The following is a 12,769-nucleotide window of genomic DNA, read 5'->3' on the forward strand; positions in this document are numbered from 1 at the left end:
CCGGATTCCGGCAATGATCGGGCTCCGTGACTTCCTGGTTCGCCGGAGAATTGACGAGTCGACAAATCCGGTGGAATCCGCGTCCCGAATGCCCGGATTCCGGGTTTTCGGGCAGGACCGTCGGGAATTCCGGGCGTTCGGGCGGGACGGACAGGAATGACCGTCAGCGCTGGCGGGGCAGTTCGACCCGGAAGGTGGCGCCCTCGCCCGGGGCGGTGTGGAGGGTGAGCGTGCCGCCGTGGGCGCGGGTGAGGGCGGTGGCGATGGCGAGGCCGAGGCCGGCGCCGCCGCCGTTGTCGCGGCTGCGGGAGGGGTCGACCCGGAAGAAACGGTCGAAGACCCGCTGGGCCTGCTCCTCGGTGAGGCCCGGGCCGGAGTCGGCGACCTCCAACAGGCAGATGCCGCCGGGTCCGGCGCCCACCCCGATCCGGACCGGGGTGCCCGCCGGGGTGTGCTTGACCGCGTTGCCGACCAGGTTGGTGACCACCTGCCGCAGCCGGGCCTCGTCGCCGATGACGGGCGCGGCGCCGGGCGCACCGGTGCCGTCCGGGCCGGTGAGCGCGACCGGGCGGCTCGGGTCGAGGGCGGTGAGGTCGTGCAGCGCGTCGGCGGCGAGGGTGCGCAGGTCCATCGGGGCGAGGTCGAGCGGACGCTCCTCGTCCAGCCGGGCGAGCACCAGCAGGTCCTCGACCAGGGCGCCCATCCGGTCGGCCTCGCTCTCGATCCGGGTCATGGTCCGCTTGACGTCGCCCTCGGTGGGCAGCGCGCCCATCCGGTACAGCTCGGCGAAGCCGCGGATCCCGGCCAGCGGGGTCCGCAGCTCGTGCGAGGCATCGGCGACGAAGCGCCGCATCCGGGCCTCGGACTCGGCGCGGGCCGCGAAGGCCGCCTCAATCTGGGTGAGCATCCCGTTGAGCGCGACGGACAGCCGGCCGACCTCGGTGCCCGGGGAGAGCTCCGGCATCCGGTGGGACAGCTCGCCGGCCGCGATCCGCTCGGCGCCCTCCTCGATCCGGCGCAGCGGCCGCAGTCCGGCCCGCACGGCGAAGAAGCCGAGTCCGGCGATCAGCAGCAGGACGCCGCCGCCGATGGCCAGGAAGGAGGTGCGCAGCTTGCCGAGGGTGGCGTCGATGTCCTCGCGGGAGACCGCCACCATGACGTGGGTCGGGGCGACGGTCGGCGAGGCGTACGCGCTGGGGTTGGCGGCCTGCCCGCGGGGCGGCTGGAGCGGCAGCACCAGGACCCGCCAGCGGTGCTGGCCGCGCTGGTCGGGCAGGTCGAAGGGGACGTCGGGGGCGGTCCGGGTCGGGTCCAGTCCGGCCAGTTGGGGCGCCGGGTCGCTGTCCGAGACGGGCTGGCGCATCAGCGCCTGGACCTTGCCGTCCGCGGAGAGGTACTGCACCAGGTACTGGCTGGGCAGGCTGACCCGTCGGCCGGCGACGGCGGGCCGGCCGCCGGACTGCGCGGTCAGTTGGCCCGGGGGCTTGCGGGAGAGCGGCGGCCCGTACCGCTGGAGCTGCTCGTCCAGCTGCTGCACCAGCTGGGTGCGGACGGCGCCGAGCACGCAGGTGTCGCTGACCGCGAGCCCGGTGGTGACCAGGGCGAGCGCGAGCACCAGCAGCCGGGCGCGCAGCGACAGCCGGGAGGAGAAGCGGGCGAGCACGAGCGGGCCCCGTCAGCCCTGCGGGGGACGGCGCAGGGCGTAGCCGATGCCGCGCACGGTGTGGATCAGCTTGGGGCCGTGGGCCGGGCCGGAGTCGAGCTTGCGGCGCAGGTAGGAGATGTACGACTCGACGATGGAGAGGTCCCCGCCGAAGTCGTAGGCCCAGACGTGGTCGAGGATCTGCGACTTGGAGACCACCCGGCCGACGTTGGCCATCAGGTAGTGCAGCAGCTTGAACTCGGTCGGGGAGAGCGAGACCGGGGTGCCGCCCCGGGTGACCTCGTGGGCGACCGGGTCGAGGCTGAGGTCGGCGACGACCAGTCGGCCGTCCTCGGCGGGGCCGCCGGCCCGGCGCAGGATGGCGCGGATCCGGGCGATCAGCTCCTCCAGGCTGAACGGCTTGGTGACGTAGTCGTCCGCGCCGGCGGCCAGGCCCTGCACCTTGTCGCCGACACCGTCCTTGGCGGTGAGGAAGAGCACCGGCAGGTGGTCGCCGGGGTGCCCGTGGGCGGGGCCGGCTATCTGTCCGCGGCTGGTGCGTTCGCGCAGCTTCTCGACGACGGTGAAGCCGTCGAGGTCGGGGAGCATCACGTCGAGCACGACCAGGTCGGGGCGCTCGACGGCGACCAGTTCGAGCGCCTCGGTTCCGCTGGCGGCGGAGGCGACGCGGAAGCCGGAGAAGCGCAGCGAGGCGGACAGCAGCTCGCGGATGTTGGGCTCGTCGTCCACGACGAGCAGGAACGCTTCGCCCTGGCCCCCGGCCACCGTGGAGCCGCCTGGTGTGGTGACAGTGCCTTGCACGGGGCTTTCGCCTCCCGGTCGGACGATGACGTTCAGCATGAGGCTAGCCCCCGGAGGCTATGCGGCATGGATGAATGTTGGATTAACACCTTATCGGTCGGTTTTTGGGCGATCGGCGCACAGGGGGTGGGTTCGGTGGTGTGCGCACGGGCGTGAAACCGGTGCGCGCAGGCATGCAACCGGTGCGCACGGGCCGGACGCGGGCGATCAGGCCCCGTGGGTGATCAGGCCCCCCCGCGCGGCCAGGATCCGGCGGCGGGCGGAGGTGGCCAGCCGGCGGCAGGCGGCCGGGGGGCGGCCGACGATCGCAGCCACCTCGACGAAGGGGTGGCTGAAGACGTCGTGGAGGACGAAGGCGACGCGCTCGGCCGGGGGCATCGCCTCCAGGACCAGCAGGAAAGCCGTGCTCACCGACTCGTCCCGGGTGATCCGGTCGGCCGGGTTCGTCACCGGGTCGGCCGGGTTCGCCGCCGGGTCGGCCGCCGGGCCTGCGGGGTCCGTCGTGGCGTCCGTCGTGGCGTCCGTCCACTCCCGGCGCGCGGACGGCGGCTCGGGCGTCCACTCACCCGTGTGGCGCTCGCGCCGCACCCGGGCCGCACCGAGCAGGTTGAGGCAGATCCGGCTGGTCACCGTGGTCAGCCAGCCGGCGGACGAGACGATCGCCTCCCGCTCCCGCCGGGGCAGCGCGTACCAGCGGGCGTACGTCTCCCGCACCGCCTCCTCGGCGTCGGCCGACGAACCGAGCAGCCGGTACGCCAGGTCGGTCAGCCGGCGCCGCTCGCCCATGATCGCGCCCGGGCCCGACCCGGTCGTGGTGCCGCCCTCTGCTTCCCGCACCGCGTCCCCTCCCCTTCGACTCGACTGTTCTCCGCTCCTCTCCTATGACAGCGCGACGGGCCGGGATGTGACGGCTTTCGCCGCACGTCACATTTCGAGCGGCTGTTCTGTCCTATCCGTCGCACAGGTCGAACGGAACGGAGAACCCGATGAACGACTTCCAGGCGGTCGCCGACCGCGTCGAGATCACGGCCCTGCAGGCCGAGTTCACCGACGCGGTGATGATGCGCGACCGCGCCCGCCTCGCCGCGCTGTTCACCCCGGACGGCGTGCTGCGGATGCCCGACGTCCCGATCGAGCTGACCGGCCCGGAGCAGATCCGCGTCGGCGGCGAGAAGCTCCAGGAGCAGTGGGACTTCTTCATCCAGAACACCCACCCGGGGACGATCACCGTCGACGGCGACACCGCGACGGGCCGCGCCCACGTGCACGAGATCGCACGCCTGAAGAACGGTTTCCAGGGGCTCAACTACGCCGTCTACCACGATCGTTACCGGCGCACGGCGGACGGCTGGCGGTTCACCGAGCGGGTCTACGAGACCCGGTACCTGGACACCAGCCCGCTGACCGGCTCCGCGCCGAACGCGTCCCCGGTCCCGAACGCGTCCGGCCCGGTCCCGCACACGGCCTCGTTCACGGACCCGGCGCCGGCCGGCCGGCTGGAGCGGACGGCCGCGGCACTGGCGGCGAACGGCTTCACCGTCGAGGTCCTGGACGACGCCGCGGCCGCGCGCGCCCAGGTCGGCGGCGCCGCCCTGGCGATCTGGGTGGTCGGAGCCCAGAAGGTCGTCCCGGACCTCCCGGCCGCCCTGCGGCGCCTGGAACGGCACGTCCTCCCGCTGGAATCCGAGCGCGCCCTGGCGGCGTACGGCCGGCCGAGCGCCGTGAACCAGCTCCTGGTGCTCAACGCCCCGGCCCGGCTCGCCCGGGGGACCGTCCTGCTGCTGCGCGAGGCCATCGGCTTCTGAGCCCGCGGAATCCCCCGTTTCCCTCCTGCTATGATTTACCGCGAGGCGAAGGCAGTGCTTTCGAGCAATTGCCCGGCCCGATCATTTCGGTGGTCATAGCGAGAGGGAAACGCCCGGCTCCATTCCGAACCCGGAAGCTAAGCCTTTCAGCGCCGATGGTACTGCAGGGGGGACCCTGTGGGAGAGTAGGACGCCGCCGAATTCTTCTTACGGCCCCTGCCGTGTCCGACAGTGACACGGCAGGGGCTTTTTCCATTTCCCCGCCGATTCCCCTGCCGATTCCCCGCCGATTCCCCCGTCGTTTCCCCCTCCGGCGGCTCCGGTGGCGCGGCCCACGCTCCGGCGCGTCCAGCATGTGGGACACCGAGTCCCGGAAGGGACGGTTTGCGGGCATCTGACAGGATGGCGAACATCGAAACGGACTTGCGTCTCGCTACCTGAGACTGCAATATCATGCTATGGACAACACTAGCGGCGTCGGCGTTCTCGACAAGGCCGCTCTGGTGCTCAGCGCACTGGAGTCGGGCCCCGCCACGCTGGCGGGGCTGGTCGCCGCCACCGGTCTGGCGCGCCCCACCGCCCACAGACTCGCCGTCGCACTCGAACACCACCGCCTGGTCACCCGCGACATGCAGGGCCGCTTCATCCTCGGCCCGCGCCTGTCCGAGCTCTCCGCCGCCGCCGGCGAGGACCGACTGCTCGCCACCGCGGGCCCCGTCCTCACCCATCTGCGCGACGTCACCGGGGAAAGCGCGCAGCTCTACCGCCGCCAGGGCGAGATGCGCATCTGCGTCGCCGCCGCCGAACGGCTCTCCGGCCTGCGCGACACCGTCCCCGTCGGCAGCACCCTGCCGATGAAGGCCGGCTCCGCCGCCCAGGTCCTGCTCGCCTGGGAGGAACCCGAGCGCCTCCACCGAGGCCTCCAGGGCGCCCGCTTCACCGCCACCGCGCTCAGCGGCGTCCGCCGCCGCGGCTGGGCCCAGTCCATCGGGGAGCGGGAACCGGGCGTCGCGTCCGTCTCCGCCCCCGTCCGCGGGCCCTCCAACCGCGTGGTGGCCGCCGTCTCGGTCTCCGGCCCCATCGAGCGCCTGACCCGCCACCCGGGCCGGCTGCACGCCCAGGCCATCATCGAAGCCGCCAACCGGCTCACCGAGGCGCTGCGCCGCAGCTGACCGGCCCCCGGCCGACGGGCACGAACGGAGAGGGCCGCGCCCGAGGAGAACTCTCCTCGGGCGCGGCCCTTTCCACCGTTCGGCGCCCTTCCTACGGTTCGAGGCGGTGCGGCCCTCGGAAGAGAAAAGTCGCCTCCCGGATCGACGGCAGGCCCAGCGCGAGCATGAGCAGCCGGCCCAGCCCCAGGCCGAGCCCGCCGTGCGGCGGGGTGCCGTAGCGGAAGCAGTCGAGGTACCCGGAGAGCGGCCCGGTGTCCATGCCCTTCTCCCGGGCCTGGGCGACGAGGCGGTCGTACCGGTGCTCGCGCTGGGCGCCGGTGGTGATCTCCACGCCCTTCCACAGCAGGTCGAAGGACTCGGTGACGGTCGGGTCGCCGTCGGGCCGCAGGTGGTAGAACGGCCGTACGGCGGCCGGGAACCGGGTGACGAAGACGAACTCGTGGCCGGTCTCCTCGGCGATCAGGGCGCACAGCGCGCGCTCGCCCTCGGGGTCGAGGTCCTCCTTGACGCCCTCCGGGTCCCAGCCGGTGGCGCGGAGCCGCGCGAGCGCGTCGGCCATCGTGATCCGGGGGAACGGCAGCTCGGGAACGGTGACCGGGGTGCCGAAGTGCTCGGCGATCGCCGCACCGTGGCGTTCGGCCACGGCCGCGAGGACGCGGTGCAGCATCCGCTCTTCGAAGGCCATCACGTCCTCGACCCCGTCGATCCAGGCGATCTCGACGTCGACCCCGGTGAACTCGGTGGCGTGCCGGGAGGTGAAGGACGGCTCGGCGCGGAACACCGGCCCGATCTCGAAGACCTTGTCGATGCCGCCCGCGATGGCCATCTGCTTGTAGAACTGCGGGGACTGGGCGAGGAAGGCGGTGCGGCCGAAGTAGCCGACCTCGAACACCTCGGCGCCCGACTCGGAGGCCGTCCCCATCAGCTTCGGCGTGTGCAGCTCGGTGAAGCCCTCCTCGGCCGACACCTCGCGCATCGCCCGTTCGACGGTCGTCTGGACGTCGAAGACCAGGTGCTGGGACGGGCGCCGGATGTCGAGGAAACGCCAGTCCAGGCGCTGGTCGACACCGGTCTTCTCGTCGATCGGCAGCTTCGGCTCGGCCGGCGAGACGATCTCCACCCGGGACGGGACGATCTCCAGTCCGCCGAGCTTGACCTGCGGGTTGGCGACGACGCTTCCGGTGATCTTCACGGCGGACTCGACCGTCACGCCCTCGAAGGCGGCCTCGATGGCGTCGCCCTCCCCACCGCGGAGGTGGGTGACCTGCACGAGACCGGTGTGGTCCCGGACCAGCACGAACTGGATGCGCCGCTGGAGCCGGAGCGTGTTCACCCACCCGTAGACGGTGACCGTCTCTCCGAGGTGTGCGGACAGCTCCGCGACAAGGGTGCGCGTCATGACAGGGAACTCCCTGGGGGTGCGGGCGCGTTGGTCGCGCCACGTCGACGGGCGGTAAACGGCCGCCCTGGGCGCGTTCACCGTAGAGGATCAAGCCCGTGGGAGTCGCCCGGTTTTCGGGGTGGGATCCGGGAAACCGCGCGGCCGGCCACCCCTGTGCGGCGGGGCGGCCGGCCTGCCTGCCGATAAAGCCGATTACCTGACGATCGCGGCGAATTCCTCGAAGCTGATCTGGTCGTCGCCGTTGTCGTCCGCGAACTTGAAGAGCGCCTCGGCGTTGGCGTCGCTCACCTTGGGGTTCTGCTGGAGGTGGGCCTTGAGCTCCTCGGCGCTGATGTAGCCGTCACCGTCGGTGTCGATCTCGTCGAACTGGGACTTCTTGCTGGCGTCGCTGCTCACGGGATTCCTTTGCTGGGAGTTTCTTCCGTCGCTCGGGAGCATAGAGCACGAACCCGCGAATTCCACCACGATCAATTTCCTACTATTTAATTACCGCCATTTCGCCGCCGTCCGGCTTCGACGCAGCCTCCGGATCGCCGCCCGCCACCCGCCACCCGCTCCGCGCCACCCACCACCCGCCGCCCGCCGTCCGCCGTCCGCCGCCCGCTGGCGACCGGACATCGGCGGACCGGACCAGAGGGACGGGCGCCGCGGAGCGGGCGCCGCGGGACCGGGCGCGCGGGCGCGCCACACCGCGCGGGCGAGCCGCCGCACCCGCGGGGCGCGCCGGCCGCAACCTTTCGGCCCCCTCACCGCATCCAAGTGAGGGGGCCACGGGAGGGAGAGCCGCCGGAGGCGGGGCGAGCCGAGTCGGCGCCGACCGCCGAATTCCCCCACGGCCGCTCGGTACGTACACGACTTGACATTTCTGAGCCAAACTCCGGCTCCTGTTGCAGAGCCGTGACAACCGCACCGGAAAAACCGTTCGACCAGCGACTTCCAAGGGTTAGCATTCCGGAATGGAATCGAATCTCCCCCCGATATGGAGTTCCTCCGAGGACGCGGACCTCCGACCGCCCCGGTCACGCCGGACGCCGCTCCGGCTGGCCCGCCTCGGTGCGACCTTCCTGGGGGTGAGCGTCGTGTCCGGCGTGCTGCTGGCGGGCCTCGCCCTGCCCGTCGCCGGCGGCATCGGGCTGACGGCCAAGGACACAGCGGAGGGGTTCGAGGACGTCCCCACCGACTTCAAGACCCCGCCGCTCACCCAGGCCACCCAGATCTTCGACGCCAAGGGCGGGCTGATCGCCAAGGTCTACGAGCGCGACCGCACCGTCATCACCGCCGAGCAGATGTCGCCGTTCATGCGACAGGCCCAGGTCGACATCGAGGACGCCCGCTTCTACGAGCACGGCGCCGTCGACCTCAAGGGCATCCTCCGCGCGCTCAGCAAGAACGCGGAGAGCGGCACCACCTCCCAGGGCGCCTCGACCCTCACCCAGCAGTACGTGAAGAACGTCAACGTCGAGCAGGCGGGCGACGACCGCGACGCCGTCCTGGAGGCCCAGCGCAAGACCCTGGGCCGCAAGATCCAGGAGCTCAAGGTCGCCATCAAGCTGGAGGAGGAACTGCCGAAGGAGCAGATCCTCACTAACTACCTCAACATCACGTACTACGGGAACGGCGCCTACGGTGTGGAGGCCGCCTCCCAGCGCTACTTCGGCAAGAGCAACAAGGACCTGACCGTCGCCGAGGCGGCGATGCTCGCCGGGCTGGTGCAGAACCCGTCCCAGTACGACCCGAAGCTGCACCCGCAGGCCGCGCAGAACCGCCGCGACGTGGTGATCGGCAAGATGCTGGAGAACAAGCACATCACCCCGGAGCAGGCGCAGGAGGCGAAGGCCGCCCCACTGGGCCTCAACTTCAAGGAGCCGCGCAACGGTTGCATCATCGCCCAGGCCGGAATGGGCTTCTTCTGCGACTACGTGCGCCACGTCGTCAAGCAGGACCCGGTCTTCGGCAAGAGCGCCGAGGAGCGCAAGAAGTTCTGGAACCAGGGCGGACTGAACATCTACACCACCCTGGACCCGGACAAGCAGGCCGCCGCCCAGAACGCGGTGAGCTCCAACGTCCGGGTGACGGACAGCGTCTCCGCCGCCGCGACCATGGTCGAGCCCGGCACCGGCAAGATCCTCGCCATGGCCCAGACCCGCCCGTACGGCCTGCTGGAGGAGAAGAACCAGACCGTCGTCAACCTCAACGTCGACGCGGCGATGGGCGGCGGCAACGGCTTCCAGCCCGGCTCCACCTTCAAGCCGGTCGTCGCGGCCGCGGCCCTGGAGGCGGGCCTGCCGGCGACCCAGGAGTACTCGTCCCCGAACAAGCTCGAGTACCCGACGATGAAGACCTGCGAGGGCACCTGGAAGAACGACGCCCGCCCCAAGACGGTGGTGCCCAACGAGTCCGCGAGCGAGAAGGGCCCGTACCAGCTCAAGCAGGCGATGGCCCTCTCGGTCAACACCTACTTCATCCAGATGGAGCAGGAGATCGGCCTCTGCGCGGTCAAGCAGATGGCCAACAAGCTCGGCATCACCACCAAGGCCAGCGGCAAGCCCCTGGAGGAGGTCCCCGCGATGGCCCTCGGGGTGGAGGAGATGAGCCCGCTGACCATGGCCGGCGTCTACGCGACCTTCGCCGCCCAGGGCACCCACTGCGACCCGGTCGCCATCAACAAGATCACGACCGTGGACGGCAAGGAGGTCCCCGTCCCCGCCGGCCACTGCGAGAAGGCGTTCTCCGAGTCGACGGCACGGGCCCTGAACACCGTCCTGAACGGCGTGACCGAGAACAACGGCACCGGCGCGGCGCTCAACCTGGAGGACAACCGGCAGATCGCCGGCAAGACCGGCACCTCGGACCGCAAGCGGGCCGCCTGGTTCACCGGCTACACCCCGCAGCTCGCCACCGCCGTCTGGCTCGGCGGCCCCAAGGGCGGCGTCGAGATGCGCAACATCACCATCAACGGGAAGTACCGCACGGAGGTGTTCGGCGCCGACGGCCCCGGCCCGATCTGGCGGGACGCCATGAACCAGGCCCTGCGCGGCACGCCCAAGCAGACCCTGCCGATGGCCGACATCCCCGACCCGGCACCGCCGAAGGCCGACCCGAGCACCACCCCCGCGACCGGTGCCCCCACCGGCCCCGCGAACACCACGGGCCCGGCGACCACGACCCAGCCCGACCAGCAGCAGCCCTGACCTCGTACATCTTCGCAGCACCTCGCCCCGCCGAGCACACCAGCTCGGCGGGGCGCGGTACTTCAGGGCGCGGGTGCGCGAGAAGTCGGCCGGGCCGACTTCTCGCTCCGTCAGAGAGACCAGCGGAATGTGGTGCCGTCCGGTGCCGCGTAGCCCACGACCTGCCCCTCCGGCCCAGCCTCGACGGTGAACCACTCCCGTCGGGGACGGTTCAGGTCGAGCCAGGTGCGGTGGGCAGCCTCGACCGTCTGCCAGAGGTCACGGGGGCCGCCGAGGACGACGGTGCGGCCCCGCGCGTGGGCGATCGAGCCGTCCGCGCTGTCACGGAGGACATGGCCGTCACGGACGACGGTGGGCCCGAGGTGGAGGTCGGCCCAGAACGCGAACCCCGGGTCGTCCAGCACGTGGGCGTCGGTCTCCGTGCTCCGGCCGTCTCCTCGCCTCGCGGGCGCTTCCCGGTCCGCCTCCGTTCCGTCGCGCAGCGGCATGAAGGCGGCCGGACAGTGCAGGTACCGACCCACCGCGCGCCCGTCCGGCAGCTTGGTGAGCCTGGCCACCGCGCCGCCGATCGGGGCGACGAGGAGACCACCCGGCGCACACTGGTCGAGCCACGCCCGGGGCAGCCGGCGGACACCGCAGGTCGCGACGATCCGGTCGTACGGCGCGCCGCCCGGGTAGCCGTCGGTTCCGTCGGCCGCCGCGACCGTCGGCCCGAAACCCGCCTCGCCCAGCCGGGTACGGGCGGTGGCCACCAGGTGCTCACCGCGATCGACCGTCGTGACGTGCCGGTCGCCGGCGAGGTGACAGAGCAGGGCCGCGTTGTAGCCGGTACCCGTCCCGATCTCCAGCACCCGGTCCCCGGGGCGGACGTCCAGCGCGTCGAGCATGTCGGCCATCAGGCTCGGCAGCGTGGACGAGGAGGTCGCCACCCCGCGCACCCCGTCCGGGCCGGCCGCCTCCGCGTGCACGCCGTCCACCTCGGTGACCAGCACCCGGTCCGTGTACACCTCCCGCAGCCAACCGTCCCCCGCCCTCCAGGGAAGATGGACGCCGTCCCGTTCCCGGAAGAAGGCGGGAACGAACGGATGCCGCGGCACATTGAGGAACGCCTCCACCACCCGCGAGGCCGGCACCGTGCTCGCCCGCTCGATCTCCGAGGCCAACCCGATCCGGGCCCGCAGGAGTTGGTCGTCGTCGTACGGGGCGGTCGTCATACCCGGTCGAGCCCTTCCAAGTAGTCGCAGATGGCGGCCGTGATGGGCAGCCCGGTCGCCTGCTCGATGAACCCGTACTGCCCGTTGGGATTGATCTCCAGGAACGTCCAGTCCCCCGATGGCGAAACGACGAAGTCGAAGGCCCCGTAGGGGAGTCCCAGCTTTTCCAGCATTCGTCGGACCGCGTTCGCCACCGCCGTCGGAGGATCGCAGGCCCGATAGGTCAGGCTGTCGTAGTCACTGCGCCAATCGACCTCTGCTGCTGCCGAGTTCGCGTGGATCTCGGCAGCGAACAGTTGCCCGGCCACCACCGTGAGACGCACTTCGTGGGCCTTGGGCATCCACTCCTGGAACAGGTGCGCCGTGGTCGAGATCGAAGGGTGATCGATCCCGCCCTCCTCCATCACGCTCGCGTAGACGGCGACCGACCGACCGCCGATGGTCCCGCGGATCGGTGTGAAGGGCTTGTAGACCACCGGCGCCCCGATGCCGTCCGCGAACTCCCTTGCGGCGGTCGGGAGATTGGTGATCAGCGTCCGCGGGACCCGAAGCCCGCACTCGGCCGCCACCCGGAGCTGGAACGGCTTGTACTCGGCATCGGCCGCGCGGCCCGGCGGCGGCAGCCACCGGCAGGACAGCGCCGACAGCAGGCCTCCGAACCCTCGCCGCGCCTCGGCGGAGGCCACGCTGCGGGCCGCCGCCGACATCTCGGCGGGGAACTCCGGTGCGGTCGGGCGGCGGTAGTAGACCGACCGCACGGCCGAGAGGTCCAGCGTGCGCCGCTCGGTGGCCAGCGTCCCGGTCCAGCCGGACGCCCCGTCGAGGCCGGCCGCCACGGCCAGCCTCGACGGGAACCACGCCGTGTCCACCCGGAAGACGGAGGTTCCACGCCGGTTCAGCTCCTCGATCACGAGGTCGGCGGTGGGATCGAAGGTCCCCGTCAGCACGAGGACGGATTCGGCGGACGCCATGTCAGTCGTTGCTGCTTCCCGGGTCGTCCGGCGCGTCCATCTGCCCGGAGGGCTGCGTCGGGCCGTAGGTCTTGGGCGGGGTGCTGGTCATGTAGACGCCGGGCGGGAGGCCCTCGTAGGTGCAGGTCTGCGTCTCGTCGTCGTAGCCGATGTCGGCGGGCAGGATCCCTCCGGCCCCGGTGACCGGAACGAGGAACCGAAAGGCGAACGGGCTCCCGGGCCCGCCCTCGCCGTCCAGCTCGGGCATGGGCGTCGCTCCGGTCGTGCCCATCGGCAACCGGGACTCGGCGCGGTCGAACACCGGGACGCCTCCCGGCCGGCTCAGAACGGTGGTGGACATGTGTACCTCCGCGTCGTCGCACTCAAGGACTGATGGGCGCACAGCGGCAGGGCTCCAGCAAGTGCCGGCCCCTGCGGCTCCCGTCATCGGGCGAGCACAAATGTAGGGACAGAACCCGAGTCACCGGCCGGGATTTCCTGTTCGGTCAAAAATCGCCCGTACCGGAACTCACTCGCGTCCGGCTCAAGCGCCGCCAACTCGTCCTGCTTC

10 protein-coding genes, 1 rRNA gene and 1 pseudogene are annotated in these 12,769 nt (G+C 71.5%); 4 read left to right on the forward strand and 8 right to left on the reverse strand.

Annotation, left to right across the window (positions count from 1 at the left end; genetic code table 11):
• Window positions 1-163 precede the first annotated feature (163 nt).
• The 3 genes and pseudogenes from ABZ449_RS26960 to ABZ449_RS26970 all read right to left on the reverse strand — a co-directional run.
• The gene (locus ABZ449_RS26960) at window positions 164-1,663 is read right to left on the reverse strand and encodes a HAMP domain-containing sensor histidine kinase (protein WP_360350899.1); all 1,500 of its coding nucleotides are present in this window, start codon (window positions 1,661-1,663) and stop codon (window positions 164-166) included.
• 12 nt (window positions 1,664-1,675) lie between these two features.
• Window positions 1,676-2,464: a response regulator transcription factor gene (locus ABZ449_RS26965; RefSeq protein WP_360350902.1), complete on the reverse strand. Its 789-nt coding sequence runs from the start codon at window positions 2,462-2,464 to the stop codon at window positions 1,676-1,678.
• A 234-nt stretch (window positions 2,465-2,698) separates the two neighbouring features.
• Window positions 2,699-3,250: pseudogene (locus ABZ449_RS26970) on the reverse strand (sigma factor-like helix-turn-helix DNA-binding protein); the annotation flags it as partial.
• Window positions 3,251-3,450: 200 nt separating this feature from the next.
• Here ABZ449_RS26970 and ABZ449_RS26975 point away from each other — a divergent pair.
• The 3 genes from ABZ449_RS26975 to ABZ449_RS26985 all read left to right on the forward strand — a co-directional run bounded on the left by ABZ449_RS26975 (window position 3,451) and on the right by ABZ449_RS26985 (window position 5,441).
• Window positions 3,451-4,269 (forward strand): nuclear transport factor 2 family protein, encoded by an 819-nt coding sequence (locus ABZ449_RS26975; protein WP_360350905.1) that lies wholly within the window; start codon window positions 3,451-3,453, stop codon window positions 4,267-4,269.
• Between the two features lie 85 nt (window positions 4,270-4,354).
• A 5S ribosomal RNA gene (gene rrf / locus ABZ449_RS26980) occupies window positions 4,355-4,471 on the forward strand.
• A gap of 256 nt (window positions 4,472-4,727) precedes the next feature.
• Entirely contained in the window at window positions 4,728-5,441 is a 714-nt protein-coding gene (locus ABZ449_RS26985) for an IclR family transcriptional regulator (RefSeq protein ID WP_030246527.1), read from the forward strand.
• 91 nt (window positions 5,442-5,532) lie between these two features.
• On the opposite strand, the gene aspS is transcribed toward ABZ449_RS26985, so the two are convergent.
• Complete coding sequence (gene aspS, locus ABZ449_RS26990) at window positions 5,533-6,840, reverse strand: aspartate--tRNA(Asn) ligase (RefSeq protein WP_360350908.1); 1,308 nt, start codon at window positions 6,838-6,840, stop codon at window positions 5,533-5,535.
• A gap of 195 nt (window positions 6,841-7,035) precedes the next feature.
• Window positions 7,036-7,239 (reverse strand): EF-hand domain-containing protein, encoded by a 204-nt coding sequence (locus tag ABZ449_RS26995; protein WP_360350911.1) that lies wholly within the window; start codon window positions 7,237-7,239, stop codon window positions 7,036-7,038.
• A gap of 674 nt (window positions 7,240-7,913) precedes the next feature.
• Here ABZ449_RS26995 and ABZ449_RS27000 point away from each other — a divergent pair.
• Window positions 7,914-10,034, forward strand: a complete 2,121-nt coding sequence (locus ABZ449_RS27000; RefSeq protein ID WP_360350914.1) for a transglycosylase domain-containing protein — start codon at window positions 7,914-7,916, stop codon at window positions 10,032-10,034.
• Window positions 10,035-10,144: 110 nt separating this feature from the next.
• On the opposite strand, the gene ABZ449_RS27005 is transcribed toward ABZ449_RS27000, so the two are convergent.
• From ABZ449_RS27005 to ABZ449_RS27015, 3 genes are read right to left on the reverse strand one after another with little or no spacing between them, the layout of a single operon-like run.
• Window positions 10,145-11,248, reverse strand: a complete 1,104-nt coding sequence (locus tag ABZ449_RS27005) for a methyltransferase domain-containing protein (protein WP_360350917.1) — start codon at window positions 11,246-11,248, stop codon at window positions 10,145-10,147.
• A complete protein-coding gene (tgmB, locus tag ABZ449_RS27010; RefSeq protein WP_360350920.1) occupies window positions 11,245-12,219 on the reverse strand; it encodes an ATP-grasp ribosomal peptide maturase in 975 nt (324 codons plus the stop codon). Before tgmB ends, ABZ449_RS27005 begins: the two co-directional genes overlap by 4 nt.
• A gap of 1 nt (window position 12,220) precedes the next feature.
• Window positions 12,221-12,559, reverse strand: a complete 339-nt coding sequence (locus ABZ449_RS27015) for a hypothetical protein (protein ID WP_360350923.1) — start codon at window positions 12,557-12,559, stop codon at window positions 12,221-12,223.
• Between the last annotated feature and the right edge of the window lie 210 nt (window positions 12,560-12,769).

Origin of the sequence: Kitasatospora sp. NPDC005856, from assembly GCF_040629945.1 — a bacterium.
In the GTDB taxonomy this organism is placed as follows: domain Bacteria; phylum Actinomycetota; class Actinomycetes; order Streptomycetales; family Streptomycetaceae; genus Kitasatospora.

Coding starts and splice junctions, on each gene's coding strand:
- ABZ449_RS26975 (WP_360350905.1), top strand. CDS start 3,451: ATGAACGACTTCCAGGCGGTCGCCGACCGCGTCGAGATCACGGCCCTG.
- ABZ449_RS26985 (WP_030246527.1), top strand. CDS start 4,728: ATGGACAACACTAGCGGCGTCGGCGTTCTCGACAAGGCCGCTCTGGTG.
- aspS (WP_360350908.1), bottom strand. CDS start 6,840: ATGACGCGCACCCTTGTCGCGGAGCTGTCCGCACACCTCGGAGAGACG.
- ABZ449_RS27005 (WP_360350917.1), bottom strand. CDS start 11,248: ATGACGACCGCCCCGTACGACGACGACCAACTCCTGCGGGCCCGGATC.
- tgmB (WP_360350920.1), bottom strand. CDS start 12,219: ATGGCGTCCGCCGAATCCGTCCTCGTGCTGACGGGGACCTTCGATCCC.
- ABZ449_RS27015 (WP_360350923.1), bottom strand. CDS start 12,559: ATGTCCACCACCGTTCTGAGCCGGCCGGGAGGCGTCCCGGTGTTCGAC.